General features: G+C 35.9%; 7 protein-coding genes. All 7 read right to left on the reverse strand.

Translation table 11 applies throughout. From position 1 onward, the window contains the following. Positions 1–161: 161 nt before the first annotated feature. Complete coding sequence (locus AAGF08_RS19460) at positions 162–1,127, reverse strand: alpha/beta hydrolase (RefSeq protein WP_343513083.1); 966 nt, start codon at positions 1,125–1,127, stop codon at positions 162–164. Between the two features lie 54 nt (positions 1,128–1,181). Beyond that, complete coding sequence (locus AAGF08_RS19465; RefSeq protein ID WP_343513084.1) at positions 1,182–1,781, reverse strand: hypothetical protein; 600 nt, start codon at positions 1,779–1,781, stop codon at positions 1,182–1,184. Between the two features lie 148 nt (positions 1,782–1,929). Beyond that, on the reverse strand, positions 1,930–2,124 hold the full coding sequence (locus AAGF08_RS19470; protein WP_343513085.1) for a hypothetical protein: 195 nt from the start codon (positions 2,122–2,124) through the stop codon (positions 1,930–1,932). A 117-nt stretch (positions 2,125–2,241) separates the two neighbouring features. Further along, on the reverse strand, positions 2,242–2,952 hold the full coding sequence (locus tag AAGF08_RS19475; RefSeq protein WP_343513086.1) for a DUF6090 family protein: 711 nt from the start codon (positions 2,950–2,952) through the stop codon (positions 2,242–2,244). Between the two features lie 227 nt (positions 2,953–3,179). Continuing rightward, entirely contained in the window at positions 3,180–3,956 is a 777-nt protein-coding gene (locus tag AAGF08_RS19480) for a hypothetical protein (protein ID WP_343513087.1), read from the reverse strand. A 96-nt stretch (positions 3,957–4,052) separates the two neighbouring features. Further along, positions 4,053–4,541, reverse strand: a complete 489-nt coding sequence (locus tag AAGF08_RS19485; protein ID WP_343513089.1) for a DinB family protein — start codon at positions 4,539–4,541, stop codon at positions 4,053–4,055. Between the two features lie 10 nt (positions 4,542–4,551). Beyond that, on the reverse strand, positions 4,552–5,466 hold the full coding sequence (locus tag AAGF08_RS19490) for a carbon-nitrogen hydrolase family protein (RefSeq protein WP_343513091.1): 915 nt from the start codon (positions 5,464–5,466) through the stop codon (positions 4,552–4,554). Positions 5,467–6,014: the final 548 nt, after the last annotated feature.

Here is a 6,014-nt window from a genome sequence, read left to right on the forward strand (position 1 = left end):
TTGTCCCGATAGCTATCGGGATGAAACAAACCGGTTTGAATATGGAACTTTTGGAATTTCAACGCTATTGGCTTTCAGCTCTTGCATATGTTTTTTATTATTACCAATCTAAGTATTAGCAACATTTGCAAATGCACTATATTTTTTGTTAGCCATTGTATTTATTCAATCTGACTATTGGGATTTGACTTGATTATTTTAATTATTTCTTCAGTTATTAATTTCTTTTCACTATCCAACATATTATGTCCACTTTTTTCTGCAATAATCCTTTTTCCATTTTCAGATAATTGAGAAATTTCTGTTTGTAAACCATCCCAATAGTTCTGCATTTTATTTTTAAGAACCTCATCAGAAATACCAAAAGAATCTTGTGAGCCTGCTGAAATTACAACTAGTGGAACTTTCCAAGATTTACTTGGGGGACTTGACTCTGATGTTTCATTCATTAAAAATTCTATTTCACCATATACGCCTCCACTTTTAATACCGTGATAAATAAGTGGATCTCCTGTCAATAGTCTTACAAATCCTACTTCACTTAAAAAACTTAGTAACCACTCAGGAGGAAAAAATGGAGGTTGCATATATTCCTTTAATTCTTTAGGAGCGTTTATTATTTGGTCAGGATGAGAGGGGTCGATTAAAATGACCCCTAGAATATCATCTTGGTGTTTTTCTATAAATGGTCGTAAATAGATTCCAGCAGCAGAATGACCAACTATCACATAAGGTTTTTTAAATCCTTCATTTATTAAAATAGTCTCTAAATCAGCACTTATGTTAATAGGTGTTTTAGTATTTACCCCACGTTCACTCCATAATAGTCCGGCTCTATCATATGATAATGTTGTTGAATATTCTGAAATCTTATTTGACAAATCATTCCATGCTCGATGATCCCCTGGAGCTCCGGACTCAAAAATCACAGTCGTATTTCCAACACCTTTGCTCTCGTAATACAACTGATGCCCTCCAACATCAACAAAACTGCCAATCCTTTCTTCAACAAATTCTTTTGTCTTGTATCGACTAATTTGTTCGTAAGTAAACCCTATCACTATCACTAGGCAAATTAATAACAAGAAGCCTTTTCCGATTATTTTTATCAATTTCTTTATTATCATAAATCAAGAATATTAAGGCTAACGGTCTCGTATAACTACTAATTTTAATTGCGGTTATACATTATTTGCATTTGTTTTGTTGATTTTAATCCCGAAGTATCCATTGATGATATAAAGGAACATAACCAGCAACATTGCTCTTTGGGCAGTTGATGATTCAATGAAATTCACAAATCCCGCGAGAAAGGACAGAAGGGCTAAAGTTGCTAAAATCAAAGCAGATACCCTTAACCAATTGCTTAAAATTCGAGCTTTCCAATGCAGGATTAAATATCCGGCTAAGCTGATCATCATTCCGAAATTCACCAATTGATGAGCTCCTTTGCCGATTAATGATCCAAACTCATATGGGGCATTTGGCGTGATTCCGATACTCAGTGGCATGGCCATGGCAAAAAATAGTTGACCAACGCCAATAATTATAAAGCCGGGATTTTTGAGGTATTTTGAAAATAAAAATGATGAAATGGATAATAAAGTTGTCATCATTAATTCCGCCTTCCACTGATAATCATATATCCTCCAGTTTTGTATGATGTACTTGTATCTTTCAGGGCCATCAGCTGGTGCATCCTTCAAAACAACCATGTAGAAAAAGCCAATGATCAACAAATAGAAAGAAGCAACAGTCCATAAAAGTTTAGCTGTTTTCATACAAGTAATTTAAAGTAGATGCCAATGGTTATTTAAGGAAGCGTAGCGAGGAACGTGCTATGATCTCATAGTTCCCATGATATAATCCGGTTCGTTTTAAGTACAGAACCAAAAAGAACATATCATGTACACCGAAGTTTCTCCTAAGTTATTCATTGGCATCGATGTGCACAAGTGCCAGCGGAGCGTTTCCATCTTTAGGGCCAACTGTCACCACAAAACCTTCAGTCAGGCACCTGATCCCAAGGCCCTGAAATCCTATTTGGATAAGTTTTTCCCAAAACATCAGATCATCTGTTGCTATGAAGCCTAAAAGTTCAGTTCTTGGGTCTATCGTGAGCAAAAGACTGAAGGATATGAATGTCCGATAATCAATCCGTCCGATCTTCTCACTACTGACAAAGAAAAATGCTAGAAAATGAAGGTTTGATTATTCATGGAAGCCATTGTTGTGCTTTCGTTATTTTTCAGGTTTTGAAAGCTCAATAATTCGGTCGATAGTGGTTTTGATCCGCTCTAATTCACTTATTTGACTTGATTCAATTTCAATTTGATGCAGTCCTAATATATTCTTTAAATTATCCTCTCTGCGATAGAATATTGTCTCGAACTGTAAGGTAGAAGGAAAGTTTATGTCAACGCGTTCATCATCAAAGTCAAGTTTCCACCCAAGAAATTGCGTCATTTCAGGAAATAGAATTTCATAGTTATCTTTTATCGCCATACCCTCTTCTTCCTGATAATCGGCTAGTATATCTTCCCATGAAACAAGAAGTCTTCTTAATTCTTTATTGGATATAAGCTCGAAGGAAGATGTATTCACGAGTGAACGAATCACGCCCTGGGATGGGTTGAAGGAAATCCCACGTCCCCAATCTTTCATCTTCTCTCTAAAAGTTTTAAAATTGATTGTTTTTGGGTCGATAGGAAATTGAGCAATTACGTATTGCGTACTCGCCATGGCCAACTTATGTCTGTCTACTACTTTCTCAAATTGAGCTTTATTTTCAACGAATTCATTTTGCAGCGCTTCAAGCAACAATTGTTCTTTCTGCATGGCAATACGTTGCTGATTCCAATTGTTGACCTGCAATGCTAGTAGGATACCTATCATGACAAGAATAATCTCACCAATGGCATATTTTAGGTATTTACTTGTTTTGTTTTCCATTAGCAAGTTTTGTCTATTTTTTCTAAAGAATTTTATCATTGGTTAGCGGTTGGTCCCGATAGCTATCGGGATGAAGCACCACGTTTTGGGTATTTGCGAAGGTAGGGAATATGAAATACGTCGGCTTGGATTTTGCACAATTGCTTGAAGTGGTACAAATGCATAACTACTTCCATCAACCCTGCTTTTGTAAATGCCTAGTTGTTGTGTGACGTTATTTATTTTTATCATTTTCTCTTTAATTCAAATGTAAGGTCGCTAATAACTACATCTAAAACCTCCAATAATTCTTCATTTGTAATTTTCGGATTGTTATTAATATCACGTATTCTATGCACATAGTTTCCAGGATAGCGTTTTACCAGCTCTTTTCTTACGGTTTGCATTGCGGGTCTTCGATGTCTATAAACTCCATCTACCTCAATTGCAGCATAATACAATGAACAGTAAAAACTAAAGTTTCTTGTTGCTATGTCATCATCACAATTCCTATCCGCTTTTAAATTTCTGGAATCTTTGGATAGGATAATTTCCTTTGCTTTTTTAAGTATCGAAATATCAGTATCAGAAACTGCAAAGTAAACTCCCATCCATTCTTGGTCATTTTCGTTTGCGTTTCTTATAACCATGGGCATTACCAAATTTTCTTCTATACAATTACCAATAAAAAGTGACTCACCTTGTTTGATTAACTTGCATTTTCGTTTAGGTTTTCCTTCCCAACCGAGTCTAATAATTCCTTTATTTCTATCGAATTCAAGTACTGGTAAATCGGTCGCAGTTTTTCCATATGGTGCCAATCTAACTTTTAATTCAGAACCGTTATCTATAAAGTAATACCTTCCCATTTTTATTATTCCGTCAGATTCTGTGTAGTAGCCATAACGTAGTGTAGGATTTGGGCCCTCTGTTACATCATATTTATCCCAAGACAAATCTTGAGCAATTGATTCTAAAGAAAATGCAAGTAGAATAATTAGCATTATTCTCTTATTAAATTCCATATTTTCTCTATGTGTTAAGTACTTATTAAATGATTCACAACGGTCTAGTATAAGCGGTCGTTTTAATGCCGCTTATACAGTGTTATAGGCATTTTTTTATATCAGTGATGCCTTGATTTTGCCTAAATGATGAAAACTGTGTCGAAGAGCATGATCCTCAATAAAAAACTGAGCAGTTAAAGGAGCGTCATGATACAATGACACTGGAGCAGACTTATCTAATTCCTCATCCGTAAATTCCCTTATTGCATTGGCAGCATTTTCACTATTGGTTCTAAGCAAATCCAATGTTTTCTGTCTGTCTGCTTGTTTGTATTCAATGGCATGTTCAGCATTCATCGTATCAATTGCTTCTTTAGTAACTTCTGTAATTGGGTTTCCTTTGCTAAGAATTTGCGCTAACTCAACTTCTATAGGATAGACGCTTGCTACATGATGAACAACAACACCGATGGTTCTACCATCTCCTAAAACAGGTGTGTTCCATTCTAAATCTGTTAACCCTTCTGCGAATTCGGCTAGTTTCATTGCCCCTAAAATTAGACGATCAGCGAGTGCATTAGCACGTTTGTTTGAATTAGTCATAGTATATTATTTAATTGGGTTTTATTGAAAAATTGAATACATCTGGTCGAGAATAGTGTCCCACGACATCGAACATACGTTTAGCTTCTACAATCGTGCTTAAGTCTATATCTGCATATAGAATACCTTCTTCGGCTTCTAAAGGCCCTGCAATAATTTGACCTTTTGGATTAATGATACAGCTATTTCCAGTATTGATCCATTCTCTACCTTCGGGATAAAGAGTTTTAAAATTATATTCTTTCGGGATATCGTCCATTCTGAGTGCCATGCATGTACTGATAACAAATAGGCCGCCTTCACGAGCAATGTGCTGCATTGATTGTAACCAGTTAGGACTTTTGTCCCAGGTTGGTGCTGCCAGAATCTGTGCACCTGTTTCATAAACGGCATTTCTTGCCAGCGGCATGTAATTTTCCCAGCAGATTAAACCGGCTACTTTACCTGCAGGAGTGTCGTAAGAATGAAACGTTGAGCCATCGCCTTGTGCCCAGATAAGACGTTCTCCACCAGTAGGTATTAGTTTACGGTGTTTGCCTGTTATTGCACCTACCTGATTAATGAAGAGAAGGCTATTAAATAAACTTGTACCACTTTTTTCCGAATTCCTCTCATGCATACCCATAACAACACTAACTCCTGCTTGTTTTGCAGCATGACACAGTTTTTTCGTTGAATCATCAGGAACAGAAATAGCATTATCAACTAATTTCACATACAATTCATTTAGCTCTGCTCCCTTACTGTTTGGAATTAACCATACCCAATCAGGATAACCTGAAATGAACGCTTCGGGGAATACGATCAGCTTAGCTTCCTTTTCTCCAGCTTCCAAAATTGCATTACATGCTTTTTCTATTGTTTTTTCTTTGTTCAGGAAAACTGGTGATAGTTGGGCTGATGCTATTTTAATAATATTAGACATAATTATTTTTTTTCATTTGCCTATACGGCCAGGCTAGCAGCTGTAGTTTTGGTTCGTGTGCTGGCCTGAGCGACTATTGCTGCTAGCCATTGTTGGCAATAGTATTTTTTACAATTATTTCATGCAATTTGTGAGAATCAGGTTTTGATATTTCTGATATGTCAATATGTATTTTATGTCCGTCTATTTTAGTAATCTCCAGTAAGTTCTCATTTAATTCAGTCCCTTTGATTTCATCAAATCGTATGGATTTACCTGGGAACGATTTTGTTCGGATAACGATTCCTTTTTTTGTTCCATTGGACAGTGTTTTTAAACCAAAATAGTCTACTGAAAAAGATCACTTGAATTAAAAATCCGATCGAACTCAGGTACTTATAAATGTTAGGATTTTCGAATTTGATTGGTTCAAAAGTTCCACTTAGAATCAATATTAGAGATAAAATCATTAATAAGATCCATCGCTTTTGGTTTCCTAAATTGTCAAAATGAAATCTGTTCATGTTTCTTGAATAGTTAGGTTCTTTCGGGCACATATTATTGCCAAC

It is taken from the genome of Algoriphagus sp. SE2, assembly GCF_039563885.1.
Lineage (GTDB): Bacteria > Bacteroidota > Bacteroidia > Cytophagales > Cyclobacteriaceae > Algoriphagus.